This is a genomic window from Actinoplanes sp. CA-142083, from assembly GCF_050942195.1.
GTDB lineage: Bacteria > Actinomycetota > Actinomycetes > Mycobacteriales > Micromonosporaceae > Actinoplanes.
In genome coordinates, this window is record NZ_CP192076.1 from 6177567 (window position 1) to 6192512 (window position 14946).

Annotated in this window: 7 protein-coding genes; 6 read left to right on the plus strand and 1 reads right to left on the minus strand. The window is 70.3% G+C overall.

What is annotated here, in order from left to right; genetic code table 11:
• Positions 1–45: 45 nt before the first annotated feature.
• The 6 genes from ACQPZX_RS28395 (at position 46) to ACQPZX_RS28420 (ending at position 13701) form a co-directional block, all read left to right on the plus strand.
• On the plus strand, positions 46–4869 hold the full coding sequence (locus ACQPZX_RS28395; RefSeq protein ID WP_433361389.1) for a DUF4011 domain-containing protein: 4824 nt from the start codon (positions 46–48) through the stop codon (positions 4867–4869).
• 428 nt (positions 4870–5297) lie between these two features.
• Positions 5298–6485 (plus strand): hypothetical protein, encoded by a 1188-nt coding sequence (locus ACQPZX_RS28400; protein ID WP_433361392.1) that lies wholly within the window; start codon positions 5298–5300, stop codon positions 6483–6485.
• Positions 6486–6609: 124 nt separating this feature from the next.
• Positions 6610–8670, plus strand: a complete 2061-nt coding sequence (gene ftsH, locus ACQPZX_RS28405; RefSeq protein WP_433361395.1) for an ATP-dependent zinc metalloprotease FtsH — start codon at positions 6610–6612, stop codon at positions 8668–8670.
• Positions 8671–8842: 172 nt separating this feature from the next.
• Entirely contained in the window at positions 8843–9721 is an 879-nt protein-coding gene (locus ACQPZX_RS28410) for a glycoside hydrolase family 16 protein (protein ID WP_433361398.1), read from the plus strand.
• 96 nt (positions 9722–9817) lie between these two features.
• Positions 9818–12826, plus strand: coding sequence for an NACHT domain-containing protein (locus ACQPZX_RS28415; RefSeq protein ID WP_433361401.1), 3009 nt, complete (start codon positions 9818–9820; stop codon positions 12824–12826).
• A gap of 65 nt (positions 12827–12891) precedes the next feature.
• On the plus strand, positions 12892–13701 hold the full coding sequence (locus ACQPZX_RS28420; protein WP_433361403.1) for a hypothetical protein: 810 nt from the start codon (positions 12892–12894) through the stop codon (positions 13699–13701).
• 4 nt (positions 13702–13705) lie between these two features.
• On the opposite strand, the gene ACQPZX_RS28425 is transcribed toward ACQPZX_RS28420, so the two are convergent.
• On the minus strand, positions 13706–14944 hold the full coding sequence (locus ACQPZX_RS28425) for a D-arabinono-1,4-lactone oxidase (RefSeq protein WP_433361406.1): 1239 nt from the start codon (positions 14942–14944) through the stop codon (positions 13706–13708).
• Positions 14945–14946: the final 2 nt, after the last annotated feature.

The following is a 14946-nucleotide window of genomic DNA, read 5'->3' on the forward strand; positions in this document are numbered from 1 at the left end:
AGCAAACCGCCACATAACGGCCGTATGTCTTGCTGCAATTGAGGCATGCGGCCGGATCATGCAGCGGAACTGAGCGAGCAGCCCGACGGCGAGGTCAGGGCTGCGCTCGAAACGTGGCGCGAGGGCCTCGTCGACCTCACCGACGCCAACCGGCTGCTCAACTTCGGCCGCACCCCGTCGGACGCCGTCCCGATCACCGGGCCCTCCCCCAAGACGCTGCTCAAGGTTCTGCAGGAGGACGGCGCGTTCGGTTTCCCCGGCGGGGACGAGCAGGACCTTCTTCGCACCGAGCTGCCCGAGGAGGAGCTGGGCGCCCTGCTGCACCGCTTCTACCGCCGGTCGCGGCAGGAGATGCTCGACCGCGGGGTGTGCTCCCTGTACCTGGCGATCGGGATGCTGCACTGGACCGACGACCGCAACACCCCGTACCAGAGCCCGATCTTGCTGGTCCCGGTCGAGATCGACCCGGCCGGGCCGGTGTTGCGCGCGCGGCACGACGACCCGATCGTGAACCCGGCCCTGGCGTTGCGGATGAGCCCCCTCGACATCGAGCTGCCCGAGGTGAGCGCGCTCGCCGACCTCGACGTGACAGTGCTCTGGGCGCACATCGACGTGGCGATCGGCGAGCGGCCCGGCTGGTACGCCGACGAGACCGTGGTGCTGTCGAGCTTCGGCGTGCACCGCGAGTCGATCCACGCCGACCTGGTGGAGAGCGAGCCGCACATCGTCGAGCACCCGCTCGTGCGGGCCCTCGCGACCCGCGACGCGGCCCAGGAGTTCAACTTCGACCCGCCCGACCCGGCCCGGATCGACGAGATCGCCCCGGCCGAGGACATCCCGCTGCTGCTCGACGCCGACTCCACCCAGCGCGCCGCGGTCGCCGCCGCGGTGGCCGGGCGCAGCTTCGTGCTCGACGGCCCGCCCGGCACCGGCAAGTCGCAGACGATCGCGAACATGGTCGGCTGCCTGCTGCACGCGGGCAAGCGGGTGCTGGTCGTCTCGGAGAAGGCGGCGGCGCTGGAGACCGTGCACCGGCGGCTCACCGAGGTGGGGCTGGGCAACTACCTGCTGCCGCTGCACAGCGACCTGACCGGCCGGCCCGAGGTGGCGACGGCGCTCACCGAGGCGCTGGACACCGACCCGTCCCCGCTCGCGACCATGGACCCGATCGACCGGCGAGCGGTCCGGGAACGGCGGGAACGCCTCTCGGCGTACGCGGAAGCAGTGAATTGCATCAGGCAACCGCTCGGGCGAAGCCTGCACGAGGTGATCGGCATCTGTGCGCGGCTGCAACACGTGCCGGCGGCGCCGGTGCCGGGCGAGATCCCGTCGGAACTGACCGCGGAGGGCCTCGACCAGATCCGCGACGCGGTCGGGCGGCTGGGACGGCTGCGCAGCGAGAGCTACCTGTGGCGGGACGCGGTCGAGCGCGAGCCCATGGAGATCCCGCTCAAGCAGGCCCTCAAGGCGCTCGGCAAGCTCGCCGAGATGGTGATCGCCAACTCCACCCTGGCCGACGCCTTCGACCTGCACGAGCCGGCCGGGGCGAGCGCGCTGGCGGCCCTCGCCGCGCACGCCACCCACAAGCCCGGCAAGATCGTCGAGGAGTGGCTGACCGCGTCCAGCCTGCAGCCGGTCCAGCAGGCCGCCGCCGACCTGACCCGGCACCTGGCCGCGCTGCGCTACGGCGGCATCCCGTGGGCCGACCTGCCGTCCGCGGCCGACCTCGCCGGCGTCCCGGACCTGACGCATCTGCGTCCCGATCCGATCGACCTGAAGCCGCTCAACGCCGCGCAGGCCGAGCATCTGGCCAACAAGTTCGCCGAGGAGGCTGACCGGCTCGAGACCCGGCAGGAGAGCCTCGACCGGGTCACCGCCCGGCTCGGCCTGCCGCACGTGGTCAGCTTCCCCGACTCGGCCCGGGTCATCACGATCACCGGCCTGATCGGCCGCGACACCAAGCCCGAGGCGGCCTGGTTCGCCGAGGGCGGGATCGCCGCCGCGCACGCCGCCGTCCGGGCGCTGCGCAAGGGCGTCGACGCCGTCAACGCCGCCGAGGAGCAGGCCCGCCGCCACTTCGACGAGGGCGTGCTGCAGGAGCCGATCGAGGAGATGGCCGAGCGGCTCACCAACCGGCGCGGTCCGCGCAAGCTGCTGCGCTCCACCCGCAAGGCCAAGAAGACCGCGATCGAGGCGGCGCTGCCCGAGGTCACGCCCGAGGAGGCGGTCGCCAACGTCGAGGACGCGGCGGCGTGGAAGGCCGCCCTCGACGAGCTGGAGGAGCTCGCCGAGGAGCACGCCGGCATCCTCGGCCGGCACTGGGACGGCATGGACACCGACTTCGCCGCCGTCCAGGAGGCGCTGCACACCGCCGACGAGGTGATCCGGGAGACGCCGGCCGAGGCGCTCGCCGCGGTCGTCGTGCACGTGACCGCGCCCCGGCCCAACAGCGCGCTGCTGCGCATCGTCGGCGAAGCTCGCGACGAGTTCGACCGGTTCCGCACCACGCTGCGCGAGCCACCGGCCCGTGCGCCGCGGCCCGAGCTCGGCGAGGGCGCGATCCAGGACGCGGTCACCTGGCTGCGGTCGCACATCGCGCCGCTGCGGGCGGCCGCCGAGATGCTGCGGGCGTACGGCGGTCCGACCGGCCGCGGCGACCTGACCCTGGCCGAGGCGGTCGAGATCGCCCAGCAGCGCCAGGCGGCCGTGGACGCCGAGGCCGCGATCTGGGCCGCCGCGGGACCGCATGCCGCCGTCCTGGGGTCGATCTACCGCGGCACCAAGACCAACGACGACCTGATGAACGAGATCGTCGCCTGGACCGCCGAGGCCCGCCGCCTGCACACCGGGCACGACCAGCAGCTCACCCCCGAGCAGGCGCACGCGCTCGCCGAGGCCGAGCCGAGCGACGGGCTGGCCGCCGCGGTGGCCGGCTGGGAGCACGCCCGCGAGCAGGTGCTGAGCGCGTTCGCCCCGGCCCGGCGGATCGAGCTGACCACGCACCTGGGCGACTACGACACGGCCCGCGATCTGCTGGTGGAGCTGTTGCACGACTCCGCGGGACAGCAGGAATGGTTCGTCCATCAAGACGCCAAGGACACGATTCTTTCGTACGCCCTGGGCGAGGCGCTCGAGTTCTGCGCCGATCAGGAGATCCCCGCCGAGGGCATCTGGCCCGTGCTCGAACGTGCGCTGTACCGGGGCTGGGCCGACCAGATCCTGCGCACCGACCACGGCCTCGAGCCCCTCGCCGCCGAGGACCGGGTGCACCTGATCGAGGTGTTCAAGCTGCTCGACAACGAGCTGAACGCGGCGGCGCTGGCCGACATCGTCTACGCCGTCGAGGCCCGGCGGCCCTCGGCGGCCACGACCGGCGAACCCGCGCTCATCCGGCGGGAGGGCAGCAAGAGGACCGGGCATCTGGCCGTACGCGATCTCATCGCCCAGGCCCGGCACGCGGTGCAGGCGCTCAAGCCCTGCCTGCTGATGTCACCGCTGGCGGTGAGCCGCCTGCTGCCGCCGGAGATCGAGTTCGACGTGGTGATCATCGACGAGGCGTCGCAGGTCACCACCGCCGACGCGATCAACTGCGTCTACCGCGGCGACGCGCTGATCACCGTCGGGGACGCGCAGCAGCTGCCGCCGACCACCTTCTACGACAAGATCGAGGACGACGTGATCGACTTCCCGTCGATCTACGACCTCGCCTGCGAAACTTTCCCGGTCATGGAGCTCGGCTGGCATCACCGCAGCCGGCACGAGGCGCTGTTCGCTTTCGCGAATCTTGCGTACTACAACGGGCGGCTGGTTTCGTTGCCGCGCGCGTACGCCCGGGAGCCCGACCACGGCGTGCAGCTCTACCACGTCGACGGCATCTACCACCGGATGACCACCTCGGACAATCCGATCGAGGCGGCCGCGGTCGCGGAGCGGGTGCTGCACCACGTCACCCACCGGCCCGGCAAGTCGCTGGGCGTGGTGACCCTGTCGGTGGCGCAGGCCGAGGCGATCTCGGCGGCGGTGGAAGACATGCTCGCGGAGCATCCCGAGCTCTCGCTCGACGAATCGGACCGGCTCGACGGCTTCTTCGTGAAGAGCCTCGAGGCCGTCCAGGGCGACGTCCGCGACGTGATCATCCTGTCCGTCGGCTACGGCTACGACGAGCACGACAAGATCAGCACCAACTTCGGCGTGCTCAACCGCGCCCGCGGCTGGCGCCGCCTCAACGTCGCGATCACGCGTGCCCGCCGGCGCATCGAGGTGGTCTCGTCGATCCACGCCACCGACGTGCAGGACATGGGCAACGAGAGCATCCGGCACCTGAAGGCCTTCCTCGAGTACGCCGAGCGGGACGCGGCCACGCTCGGCAAGGACGTCTCCGACGCCTCGGACATGACGGCCTTCGAGGAGTCGGTGCTGGAGACCATCCAGGGCTGGAACTTCGCCGCCCGCCGCCGCGTCGGCGCCGCCGGCCACTGGATCGACATCGGCGTGCTGCACCCCGACCACCCCGACGAGGTGTACGCGCTCGGCATCGAGCTCGACGGCCCCGGCTACCGCGCGGTGTCATCGGCCCGCGACCGCGACCGCCTGCGCGAGCAGGAGCTGCGCGAGCTCGGCTGGCACTTGCACCGCGTCTGGTCCACGGCCTGGTACACCAACCAGGCCGAGGAGGCGGGCCGCCTGCTCGCCGCGATCCAGCGCGCCGTGTCCGACCCGGCGCCCGCCTTCGACCGCTTGCCGTCACGCGGCTGGAACCCGCCGTACCGGCATGTCGGCCGCTCAATCACCACCGACACGCCCTTCGGCGCCGCCGCCTCGACGGGCATCTTCGGCGCCCCGCCATCCGTGACCGACCCCGACGATTAACCGATCCCGCGCGTCGCAACCCCACGCCGCGCGACCGCCCCACGCCGCGCGACCGCCCCACGCGCGCGACCGCCCCACGCGCGCGACCGCCCCACGCGCGCGACCGCCCCACGCGCGCGACCGCCCCATGCCGTGCGACGCCCCACGCCGCGCGACCGCGCCGCGGCCTGCGCCCTCCACCGCGCCGCACGCCCCGCCGCCCCGAGCGCTGCGGCGCGCGGCGAATCTTGATGAGCTGCTGTTCGGCGCGAACGGCGACTCATCATCGTTGGACGCGAGCGCGAGGCTCGCCGCGTCATAGAACAGCCGTGCCGGGCGGCTGACCAGCGCGGATTAAGTCTTCCTTAAGCGTTGATCTGCCCGTGGGAGCGCTCCCGTAATCCCAGCCGAACGCGAATTTCGGCCCCTCTCGGAGAGCGCAGGTTCCAATGTACTCCAGGTCCCGGTTCACAAAATCCCGCACGAACGTGCGCCGCTGGCAGATCGGTGCCGTCGCCGGGGTCGCGGTCGCCATCGTGGGCGTCGGTCTCGGTGTCGCCTCCGCCGACGAGGCCGTTCCCACGATCAACTGTCCCGCCGTCGCGATCAACGTGGCCGTGCCGGCGCAGGCCCAGGCCGAGGTGCAGAGCAACCTCCAGCAGCTGAACACCCAGATCAACGAGGCCAACAACCGGCTGAAGACCACGGTCGGCCAGGGCGGTCCCAACTTCGTCCAGAACGCCATCCTCGGCCCGCTGGCCGACAAGCGGTTCGCGGCCATCAACCGGATCGAGACCGCGATCGGCCGCAACGCCGCCAAGCCCGACCTCAACGCCGAAGGCCTCAAGACCTGCACGCTCAACCAGGGCGGCGGCGCGTCGGCGGCCCAGCCGACGGCCGTGCCGCCGGCGGACAACGGCGGCGGCGACGCCGCGGGTGACGGCGCCACCGGCGGCGGCGACGCGGCGGCCGGCGTGCCGACCGTCAACTGCCCGCAGGTCAGCGTCAACGTCGCGGTGCCCGCCGAGGCCCAGGCCGAGGTCGTGCGCAACCTGCAGCTGCTGAACACGCAGATCTCCGAGGCCAACACCCGCCTGGTCAACACCGTCGGCCAGGGCGGCGCCAACTTCATCCAGAACGCGATCCTCGGCCCGCTGGCCGACAAGCGCTTCGCGGCCATCAACCGGATCGAGACCGCGATCGGCCGCCGCGCGCCCAAGCCGGACCTGAACGCCGAGGGCCTGTCGAAGTGCTCGCTCAACGCCGACGGCGCCGCCTCCGCCCAGCAGGGCACCAGCGTCACCGTCCGCGAGGCCGGCCAGAACGCCGCCGGCACCGGCCCGGCCCCGACCGTCGCCTGCCCCGACCTGACCATCAACGTGGCGATCCCGGCCCAGGCCCAGGCCGAGGTGCAGCGCAACCTCGACCTGCTCAACACCCAGATCGCCGAGGCCAACAAGCGGCTGGCCGCCACCGTCGGCCAGGGTGGACCCAACTTCATCCAGAACGCGATCCTCGGCCCGCTGGCCGACAAGCGCTTCTCGACCATCAACCGCATCGAGACGGCGATCGGCCGCAACGCCGCCAAGCCCAACCTCAACGCGGAGGGTCTGCGAACCTGCTCGCTGAACGGGTAACAACCCCCGGACCGGACTCCGGGCGGCCCCTGGTGGTGGGGTCGCCCGGAGTTCGTGAGTTCAATTCAGTCATGCGCGTCACGAGGGCGTTTTCTTGACACACGGGCGCGGTACCTTAGCGCTCATGCCCGCCGATGCGCCGAAACCACCAGCTCAGAACACCCGCCCGCACCCCTGGCGGGTCGAGGGCGCCCCGCCCGGCCACGGGCAGGACCCGCAGCCGCCCAAGCAGCGCCCCGCCTGGTTCCGCTTCGGGTGGATGCTGCTGGTGCTGCTCGCGATCAACTGGGTCATCTCCTCGGTGCTGCTGGCGCCGCCCGAGCGCACCTCGGTGTCGTACACGTTCTTCCTCACCCAGGTGCAGGCGGCCAACGTCGCCGAGATCACCTCGACCGCCGACACCATCGAGGGCCAGTTCACCAAGCAGGTGTCCTACACGCCCTCCGGCGAGACCAAGGCCGAGGAGGTCGAGCGCTTCACCACCCAGCGCCCCTCCTTCGCCGACGACAATCTCTTCGCGCAGCTGCAGACCAACAAGGTCCCGGTGAACGCGAATCCGCCGGACGCGCCCGCGCCGATCTGGCAGCAGATCCTGGTCGGCTTCGGCCCGACGATCCTGCTGGTCGGCCTGTTCATCTGGATCAGCCGGCGGGCGGCGGCGGGTCTCGGCGGCGCCGGTGGGGCGCTGGGCGGGTTCGGCCGCTCCCGCGCCAAGCTCTACCAGCCCGAGGGCGGGCCGCGCACGACCTTCGCCGACGTGGCCGGCATCGAGGAGGTCGAGCAGGAGGTCACCGAGATCGTCGACTTCCTCCGCGAGCCGGAGAAGTACCGCAAGCTCGGCGCGCAGATCCCGCACGGCGTGCTGCTGTCCGGCCCGCCCGGCACCGGCAAGACGCTGCTGGCCCGCGCCGTGGCCGGCGAGGCCCAGGTGCCGTTCTTCTCGATCGCGGCGTCCGAGTTCATCGAGGCGATCGTCGGCGTCGGCGCCTCCCGCGTACGGGATCTGTTCGAGCAGGCCAAGAAGGTCGCCCCGTCGATCATCTTCATCGACGAGCTCGACGCGATCGGCCGGGCCCGCGGCGGCGCCCAGTCGTTCGGCGGCAACGACGAGCGCGACCAGACGCTCAACCAGATCCTCACCGAGATGGACGGCTTCAACGGCAGCGAGGGCGTGGTCGTGATCGCCGCGACCAACCGCGCGGAGATCCTCGACCAGGCGCTGCTGCGGCCCGGCCGCTTCGACCGCCGCGTCACGGTGAGCCCGCCCGACCAGAAGGGCCGCCGCGCGATCCTCGCCGTGCACACCCGCGGCGTGCCGGTCGCGCCCGGCGTCGACCTCGACGCGCTGGCCTCGACCACCCCCGGCATGGTCGGCGCCGACCTGAAGAACCTGGTGAACGAGGCGGCCCTGCTGGCCGCCCGGCGCGAGCACACCCAGGTGCAGATGGCCGACTTCACCGACTCGCTGGAAAAGATCACCCTGGGCACGGTCCGCGGCATCATGCTCACCCAGGACGAGCGCGAGCGCACCGCGTTCCACGAGTCCGGGCACGCCCTGCTCGGCATGCTCACTCCCGGCGCCGACCCGGTCCGCAAGATCTCGATCATCCCGCGCGGCCAGGCGCTCGGCGTCACCTTCCAGAGCCCGTCGACCGACCGCTACGGCTACTCGGCGAAATACCTGCGCGGCCGCATCATCGGCGCGCTGGGCGGCCGGGCCGCCGAGGAGGTCGTGTACGGCGACATGACCACCGGCGCCGAGAGCGACCTCGACCAGGTCAGCAACATCGCCCGCCAGATGGTCGGCCGCTGGGGCATGTCCGACGCGATCGGCCCGGTGACGGTCCTGCCGCCGCCCGGGCAGGAGTCGCCGCTCGGCCTCGACGGTGTCGCCCCCGCGACCAAGGAGCTGATCGACGCCGAGGTCCGCAAGATCGTGGAGGAGTGCTACGCCGAGGCTCTCGAACTGCTGCGCGGGCACCGGGCCCAGCTGAACTCGCTGGCCCACAACCTGCTGCAGAGCGAGACCCTCGACGAGGACGACGCGTACGCGGCCGCCGGCGTCGACCGTGCCACGGCCCCCGGCGCGGTGGCCCGCGGCGAGGCTCCCGGCACCCACCCGGCGCCCGGCATCCCCGCGGTGCCGGCGTTCCCCGACACGTCCACGCCGGCGCCGTCGGCCTGACCCTGAAGTCGGCGCTTGCCCACTCTGAGTGGGCAAGCGCCCACTCGTAGCCCCGTCCGCCTCCTGCGGGCGGGGCTCCTTCCACTCAAAGTGACAGTCCTGGCCGGAGAGTCAGAAGGGTCGGCCGTTTCACCGTCCCGGCGGTCGCCGGCTTGCGGAAGACTTTCTGCCCGTGCCTGACCTGCGTGCTGCTCCGATCCGTCGCGTCGTCGCGGCCGGCATCGGCTTGATCCTGGCGGCGGCCGCGGCCGCGTGCGGGACCGCCCGACCCGGCGAATCGGTCGCTCCGACGGTTACTCCCAGTAGTTCTCCCTCGGCGGCGGCGTCGGGCGTGCAAGAGCGCGGCCCCGCCGCGTATGTGTCGAAAAAACCACTCGCCGCAAGCGGCGGCAGCAAGAGCAAGTCGCCGGGTTTTGTTGAGAATTTCGACGGACCCCTGTCCGACGAATGGGGCAAGTACGACACACCCGACGGGACGCCGCCCCGCAGCGGCGACCAGGTGTCGGTGTCGGGCGGCATGCTGCACCTCCGGGGCGGCGTCAACGGCCGGGTGGGCAAGGACGTCGGCGGCGGCGTGATGCTGCTGCGCGACCAGAAGTACGGGCGCTGGGAGGTCCGGTTCCGGGTGCAGGCGGGCGCCGGGTACGCGGGCGTTGTGCTGCTGTGGCCCAAGGAGAACGCCGACTGGCCGGCCGCCGGCGAGATCGACCTCGCCGAGATCACCAACCCGGCGCGCGCGTCGTTCGGCAGCTTCCTGCACCACGGCAAGGACAACCACAAGGTCGGCACCGACACCAAGGCCGACTTCACCAAGTTCCACACCGTCGCGGTCGACTGGCGGCCGGACCGCGTCACGTACTACCTCGACGGCAAGAAGTACTTCAGCGTGACGCCGGGCCAGATCGAGACCGGCCTGCCCACCGAGTCGGTGATGCACTTGGCGCTCCAGCTCGACCAGGGTTGCGACGACTTCATCCCGTGCCGGACCGCGTCGACCCCCGCCACCGTGACGATGGACGTCGACTGGGTGAAGGTGTATCCGGTCCCCTGACCGCGTGTCATTCTCGGGCGCAGACGCGTCCGCTCCGACCCGTCATACCCTGTTCACGGAGACCGACGAACCGGCCGACACGGGAGAGGGTCGGAGATGGCAGAGCCAGTCATGGCCACGGCGGCGGCGAAAGTCATGGCCCCGATAGCGTCGGTGGCCGTCAAACAAGCGCTTCCGGCGGTCTGGAAGTACGTCAAGGGCGAGCCGAAGATTCCTGGGCGGGCGGTGCTCGCGGAGATGACGGCGTGGCTGGAGGTCCAGTTCACGCAGGTCCTGCCGGAAGGGCAGTCAACCGGCATCGAGGCCTATCTCGGCTCGGCCGAGTGCGTGACCTTCGTGGAACACGCTCTCGCGTTTCACATCTCCGGCCGGCCATTGACGGCCGACGGCCCGCTGCGGCGTGAGCTCCATGCCGGCCTCAGCACCTACGTCACCCTCTCCAAGCGCGATGAGGCTGCGCTCGCAAGGGTCCTGATCGGCGCCGTCACCCGAGTCGCCGGGCCCATCGAACCGAAGGCTCCGATGGAGAAGTCCTCGGCCGCCCGGGCCTCCGAGATCGCGATCGAGCTGTATCTGCAATCCATCGAGGCTCAGGTGAAGGAGCTGTCCGCGCCACCGAGCCTCGACCTGGACGACATCAACGACAAACTCGAGACCTATTGCCGTATCGCCAAGGTGCGCACCGGCCGGGTTCAGCCGCCCAGCTTCGACGGATCGCCCACCGTTCCCATCGACCGCATCTACGTGAGCCCGCGATTCGTGCCGAGCCGGCCCGACTCCGACGCGCCGTCCCTCGACCTGTCGCGCCTGTCGCTCAAGAGCAGAGCCGTCGTCCTGGGCGATCCGGGCGGCGGGAAGACCACGCTGACCTTGAAGCTGGTCCACGATGCCCTGTCCGAGGATGACGGACCGCGCCGGGGCGCCCATCGTGTTGTGCCGATCATCGTAACGCTTCGTGACTTCGGTTCCTTTCTGCGGTCTCGCAGCATCGGCATCGCGGAGTACATCTCCGAGCATCTGAGGGCCTCCTATCAGGTCGAGCTTTCGCCGGAGGCCGTGCGGTGGCTGCTCGCGGTGGGGCGGTTGCGCGTCATTTTCGACGGGCTCGACGAACTGCTGGAGTCCTCCTTCCGGAGAACCGTGTCGGAGGCGATCGAGGCGTTCGCGATCGCATATCCCAGCGTCCCGGTCCTCGTCACCTCACGGCGCGTCGGGTACATGGAGGCGCCTTTGTCGCCCGACGTCTTCGAGTCCTTCGCCCTGGGTGGGTTCGACTACTTGCGGGTGAAGGAATACGTCGAGAAATGGTTCTCCCTGGACGACGAACTTGCACAGCACCGTCGGTTGAATCTGATCTGGAACTTCCTCCGTGAGTCCGACCGGGTCGGCGACATCCGGGAGAACCCACTGCTGCTGGCACTTATGTGCAACATCTATCGAACCGAGTCCTACATCCCGCGCAACCGGCCCGACATCTACCAGAAGTGCGCCACCATGCTTTTCGATCGGTGGGACAGGCACCGCGGGCTGCTCGCGTCGTTCGAGTTCGAGGCGCACGTCGAGCCCTGCCTCATGCATCTGGCGCACATGATCTATGGTGACCCTGAGCTGGAGTCGGGCGTGCGCGAGCAGGCGCTGGTGGACGAGGCATCGCGCTACCTGCAAGAGTGGCAGTACGAGAGCCGGGCCAAGGCGGAGCATGCCGCGAAACAGTTCATCGCCTTCTGCAAGGGCCGCGCATGGGTCTTCACCGATGTGGGCCTGAACCCGGGCGGCGAGTCCCTTTTCCAGTTCACCCACCGCACCTTTCTCGAATACTTCACCGCCGCCCATTTGGCTCGGACGTCCGAGAGCATCGAGGCGCTGCTTGCCGAGCTCGTGCCGCGGATCATTCGCGGCGAGTGGGACGTGGTGTGTCAGCTCGCCCTGCAGATCAAGGCGAAACCGCTCCAGGGCGGTCCGGACGCCGTGCTCCGATCCCTTGTCGAGATCGACGGCTCATTCCTCGACCGAGATCTGCACGGCCGCGCGAATCTCATCAGCTTCGTCGCGCGATCCCTGGAATTCCTGATTTCGTCGCCGGCGGTCACCCGTCAGGTCGCGCGCCTCGTGGTCGACCGGTTCAGCGACGTGGAGCTCGACCGTACGATGCGGTCGGAGCTCATCCGGCGCCTTGAGTTCGCCGCGACCGAGATCCAACCACTGCTGATCTCGTCGGTCATGGAGAGGATCACCGAGATCCTGAGCACGGACGGCGCTGATCACGATGCCGTCGAAGACCTGTGCGGCGCCGCCGTGATGCTCATCGGCGACCGGCCCCTCGAAGGACCGCCGGAACCCGACGAATCGGAGCACGTCCAAGCACTCGCGACAACGATCCTCGACCTCTTGGTTGCCAATCGGCAGAGGTGGCACTGGCCGGCGATCAAGCTCTTCTACGACGGCCGGCTCAGCGTGCCGCTGCTCTGCGACTCCATCGGCATGGATAACACGCTGCAGGACGTGACCGTCGCGCATTTCGGCAAGAGCCAGTACTTCTACGGACCGGCAACGGTGGCGGTCCGGCTGCTGAGGGCGGGAACGTCATCCCGGTTCTTGGTGGACGTCATGTCCTTCGCCGTAATCACGTCGCTTTGCGCGGACTACATCCGCGGTAAGATCCCGTTCGGATCCCGGGACATCGAGCCGGTGTCGTACAGCATGATGTCGTTGATGACCGACAGGTCAAGGCTGGACCGGGCCGCCCTCGCGCTGACGCCCGAGCAGCTGTCCGATTGCGGACTCATCCTGGCGTTGGCGGTGGAGGGTTTCCGGCTCTACGGTGCCCGGTCCTATTCGGCTGAGGAAGTCAACGCGGTGGAGTCGGCTATGTTCGACGATCTGGACTGGTGGGGCAATCTTCGTTCCCTCGCACCTGTCATCGCCCGGAGGCTCGGCCGGACGACGGACATCGCCGAGGACAGCGCCCTTTATTCGTCCGAATCCGGAGAAGTGCTCCGGGCGTGGTCGGCCGGCGACCTGAATCTGTGGACGCCGCCACCGGAGCCGGAGGACATCAGATTGGAAGACATCGCGCCGATGGACGTGGGCCTCGAGCTGAGGTAGACGTGTCCGGGCGACGGGTATGCATACTCAGGCGTCGATGCCGGCCGGCGGCAAGAGTGTGGCGCATGAGCATGCTGAAGTCGTGGGCGGTGGTCGTCGGGGGCGCCGCGGTTGCGTTGTTGCTCGCCTGGCTGGGGCGGCTGGCCGGGCTGCCCGTCTCGGCCTTGCTGGCCGTGGGCGGCGGGGTCGCCGCTCTGATGTGGACGGTTGTACTGGTCACGCTCCCCTGGAATCTGTACTTCGACGCGCGGCAGGTGTTGCGGCGCAACGAAGTCGCCCGGGAGCGGGGCGTCAACGTGCCGGAGGGCAGCGACCGCGAGGCCCGGCTGATCGCCCGGCGCACGCTGATCCTCGCGCTGGCCGGCCACCTGGGCACGGCGCTGGTCACGGCGGCGTTCGCGGCCGTCACCGGCAGCCTGATCGGGTATTACCTGTCGGCGTTCTACCTGATTTCCACGGCGGTCCGGCCGGCGCAGGCGTTCCTCGCGCACCTGCGCGAGCGGATCGGCATCCTGCGACGGGACGGTGCCTTCCCGTACGAGGACGTCGCCGCCTTGCGGGGCCGGGTCCACCAGCTGGGCAGCGAGTTCGGGGTGCTGCGGGAGACGTTCGGCGAGGCGCGGGCGGCCGCAAGCGCGGAGCTGCACCGGGTCGGCAAGGCGCTCGCCGACGACCTCGCCCAGCTGCGTGTCCAGCTGGGGCGGCTGGAGAGCGCCCAGGCCACCGACCGGGCCGACTACCGCGCGCTGAACGAGCGCACCCGCAACCGGATCGACGAGATGAGCCGCCGGATCGAGTCGACGCTGGACGGCATCGGCGACCACCAGGCGCTGCTGACGGGAGCCCGCGCGCTGGTCCGCACCGAGCCGGCCTGACGCGTCAGCCCAGGATCGCGTCGAGCCACTCGTTGCGGAACGTGCCGGCCGGGTCGTAACGCCGTACGAGCTCGGCGAAGTCCTGGAAGCGCGGGAACGCCGCTCGCACGTCGGCCGGCGCCATGGTGAAGACCTTGCCCCAGTGCGGGCGGGGGTTCAGCGGCGCGAGCACCCGCTCCACCTCCGCGACCACCGGCTCCACGGCCGCGGTGTCGGCGATCCAGGTGAAGTGCAGGGCGATGCTGTCGCGCTCGTAGTTCGGGCTCAGCCACAGCGAGTCGGCGGCGATCGCGCGGATCTCGCAGACCTGCAGCACCGAGGCGACCTGCGAGCGGATCGAAGCCACCGCGTCAATCGCGGCGAGCCCGTCGGCGGCGGCCACGTGGTACTCGGACTGCAGCTCGGCGCCGGCGGACGGGGTGAACTCCATGCGGAAGTGCGGCAGCCGCGTGTGCCAGGGTCCCAGCTCGCCGGACTGGTCGGTGCTGTTCTGTGCGGGCATGCCGGGCACCGGGTGCCGCGGCCCGTCGGCCGGCTGGGCGCCGAACCACGGCCCCGACATCGGCTCGGTCCGCTTCAGCCACGCCATGTTGGCGTCCAGCCCGGTCCAGTCCGTAAATAGGCTGACACTGTATCCATCAGCCAACATTTCCGACAAATGCCCCACGAGAGACGCGCGCGGCACCGCGTCGTACACATACTGGCGAAGCGAGAAGGCCGGCACCACGTCGAGCGTCAGCGCAGTGACCACACCCAGCGCACCGAGGCCCACCACGGCACCCGACAAATCCGCGTTGTCACGCGTCAAAACCACCATGTTGCCCGAGCCGTCGATGAACTCGAGACCGGAAACGGCGGTAGCGAGATTCGCGTTCCGCACGCCCGAGCCATGAGTAGCGGTAGCAACGGCACCGGCCACCGAGATGTGCGGCAGCGAAGCGGTGTTGTGCAGGGCGAGGCCTTCCTCCTGCAGCCGCACCGCCAGCTCGCCGTACCGGATCCCCCCGTCGACCCGCACCGACTTGCGGTCCGCCGAGACCTCGACGACCCGCGGCAGCCCGGCGAGGGAGATCAGGTCGCCGGTCGTGTCGGCCATCCGGTTGAACGAGTGGCCGCTGCCCAGCACGCGCAGCGGCCCCCCGGCCGCGACGAGGTCGCGCACCTCCTCGACCGAGCCGGGGTGATGCAGCCGCAGCGCCCCGAAGACGATGTTGCCGGCCCAGTTCGTGACGCTCTCGCTCATCG

Bases quoted from the DNA above. Each gene is read 5' to 3' on its own strand.
- ACQPZX_RS28420 (WP_433361403.1), top strand. From the start codon at position 12,892: ATGAGCATGCTGAAGTCGTGGGCGGTGGTCGTCGGGGGCGCCGCGGTT.
- ACQPZX_RS28415 (WP_433361401.1), top strand. From the start codon at position 9,818: ATGGCAGAGCCAGTCATGGCCACGGCGGCGGCGAAAGTCATGGCCCCG.
- ftsH (WP_433361395.1), top strand. From the start codon at position 6,610: ATGCCCGCCGATGCGCCGAAACCACCAGCTCAGAACACCCGCCCGCAC.
- ACQPZX_RS28395 (WP_433361389.1), top strand. From the start codon at position 46: ATGCGGCCGGATCATGCAGCGGAACTGAGCGAGCAGCCCGACGGCGAG.
- ACQPZX_RS28425 (WP_433361406.1), bottom strand. From the start codon at position 14,944: ATGAGCGAGAGCGTCACGAACTGGGCCGGCAACATCGTCTTCGGGGCG.
- ACQPZX_RS28400 (WP_433361392.1), top strand. From the start codon at position 5,298: ATGTACTCCAGGTCCCGGTTCACAAAATCCCGCACGAACGTGCGCCGC.